The following is a 2,321-nucleotide window of genomic DNA, read 5'->3' as shown; positions in this document are numbered from 1 at the left end:
AGTTATGGGGAGTAGTAAATTGCAGGCTATATTAATATGGATAATAGTAAAATTTTTAGCTAAAAATTTAGATACCTCAAAATATCAATATTTTAACTGTGAAGTTAATGATTTGCAAGTAAGAAGAAAGAAAAAAGATATAAAAACAGGTTTAAAATATGAGTTTGATGTAATTGCTGTAGGCGATAAATGTAAAACTGTATTTTTGGTAGAGGTTAAATCTTCCCCAAGAGTTGAGTACATAAATGAGTTTAAAAACAAAAAAATTGACAGATTTTTAAAATTATTTCCTGAATATGAAGATTATAAACTTATTCCGATTTTTGCTAGCTTAAGACTTGAAGATAATATTATTAACTACCTGACTAAAAACCAAATCTATGCTATGGTTTGTAGAGAATGGGAACATATGGACTTACTTAATTTTGAGGATATTATACAAGATAAAAAACTCAAATAACAAAAAGTAATAGTCACGAAAAAAACAACAAAACAAAATAAAGTTAAATTCAAATAACTACCTAAAATAAAGGCAAAAAGTTTATAAAAAAGGGAGCCCACTTGAGCTTATGCGAGCTCCCTTTAAAGATATAATTATGCTATATTTGTAGACACAAGGTCATCTATAGTAGCACCGCTTGCAAGGTTTATAGTACCTATTAAAGTAGCACTGCCAGCATCACCAGCAGTTGTTGAAGATTCAGCAACATAGTAAATTTCAGCAGATGTGGCTGCAGCAGAATCTGCAACAAAAACCACTGCAGCATCATTTCCAGCTCCTGCCGTAGATGCCAAATCTAAATTTGCAAAAGAACCACCTGCGTTCAATGCAGTTACCAATTGCGAACCGCTTGTTATAGCTGAACTATAAATTATAACAGCTTTTGAAGAAATATCTGTTGCTGCTGCTGGATTTGAACTAAATCCATCCCAACTATCACCACCACCTGCATTTGCATCGAGCACCGTTATTCCCGTTAATAGGTTTGTATTCATATCAAGCTTATCCTGTATTTGGAAATCATTGATAGTATCATTTCCATTTGCATTATTAGCATTAAAGATGAATGTATCTACATCATTTCCTAATTTGATTGTATCATTACCTGCACTTCCTTTTAAAGTAGAAGAATCATAATTACTTAAATTAGTTAAATCAATAGTCACATTATTTGTAGCTGTAGTAACATTAGTAGCAGCATCTACAGTTATGCTATCTGTGCCACCACCTAAATTTCCTTTAAGAGTTATAACATCAGATTTGTCGTTTAAAAGAGTAAATGTAAGCTTATCATTTCCATCCCCACCTGTTAAATCAGCTGTAAAATTATGGGTTCCATCATTATCAACACTAATATTAATACCGGCTGCACCGTTAGTAGCATTTAATCCAGCTTTATATGTAAGACTACTAATTGCTTTTATAGTTCCAATAGTATTAGTTCCTAATGTTCCACTTAAATCTATAGTTACACTGTTTACACCTTGTTTTCCTACCGCAGTTCCTCCTTGAGAGATGGCTCCTATTGTAACGTTATTAAGTGCACCATTAGCATTTACTGTCACAGCATTATCAGCAGTTAATGTACCTATAGATATAGTATTTCCAACTTCACTTGCATTAATGTTTATAGTATCAAAAGAAGAAGTTCCTCCAACATTTCCAACAGTAACAGTTCCTAAATCACCTGCAAAATTTAAATCAGCTGTTCCTACTCCTGCAGCTTGGGAGTCTACTGTTCCTAAAGAGATATTACCAATTAGTCCATTGGCTTTTACGGTAACATTGGCACCTGTTATGTTAGGAGATGTTGTTCCTCCTATAACACCTTTTACTCCAGATACATCAATTGACACATTTTGTTTTGATGCAATTGCGGATATATTTAATCCTCCGTTTAATCCTGTTGCTGTTAAGTCAACATTGTAGTCTACAGGAGTTGTCCCATTTGTTCCAACTTTACTTAAAGAAACGCTTCCATTTCCTGATATATTAACAACAGCAGCAGCTGATAAATCTATTGCGTTAGTAGCTAAATCTATAGAACTTGTTTTATTCTCAGCTTTTAATGTAATATTTTGAGCTTTGGCTAAACTACTACCTGCAGTTAATTTAACAATTCCCTTCGCATCTATAGAAATATCTGTAGCTTTTGGAGCATTTAATACTCCTTGAAATTTTGTAGTTTCTGTATTGCTAGAATTTAGAGCAGTATCTACATTTAAAGTTACTTGTGCTGCATTGCTTAAATTAAATGTTCCTGTTTCATTAATTGCTTTTCCTAAGTTTATTGTAACTGCTTGGGCTTTTGTAGCGGTTA

2 protein-coding genes are annotated in these 2,321 nt (G+C 32.9%); one reads left to right on the top strand and one right to left on the bottom strand.

Features of this window, described 5'->3' with window-relative positions:
- The coding region (locus HG1285_RS04250; RefSeq protein ID WP_008288685.1) for a hypothetical protein at positions 1-460 on the top strand (460 nt) is incomplete at its 5' end.
- A gap of 134 nt (positions 461-594) precedes the next feature.
- Here the strand turns inward: HG1285_RS04250 and HG1285_RS19835 are convergent.
- A partial coding sequence (locus HG1285_RS19835; RefSeq protein WP_008288684.1) for a hypothetical protein occupies positions 595-2,321 on the bottom strand: 1,727 nt, incomplete at its 5' end.

It is taken from the genome of Hydrogenivirga sp. 128-5-R1-1 (genome assembly GCF_000171895.1).
The sequence above is the reverse complement of the archived record's forward strand: the minus strand, read 5'-3'. Positions and strand labels throughout refer to the sequence as shown.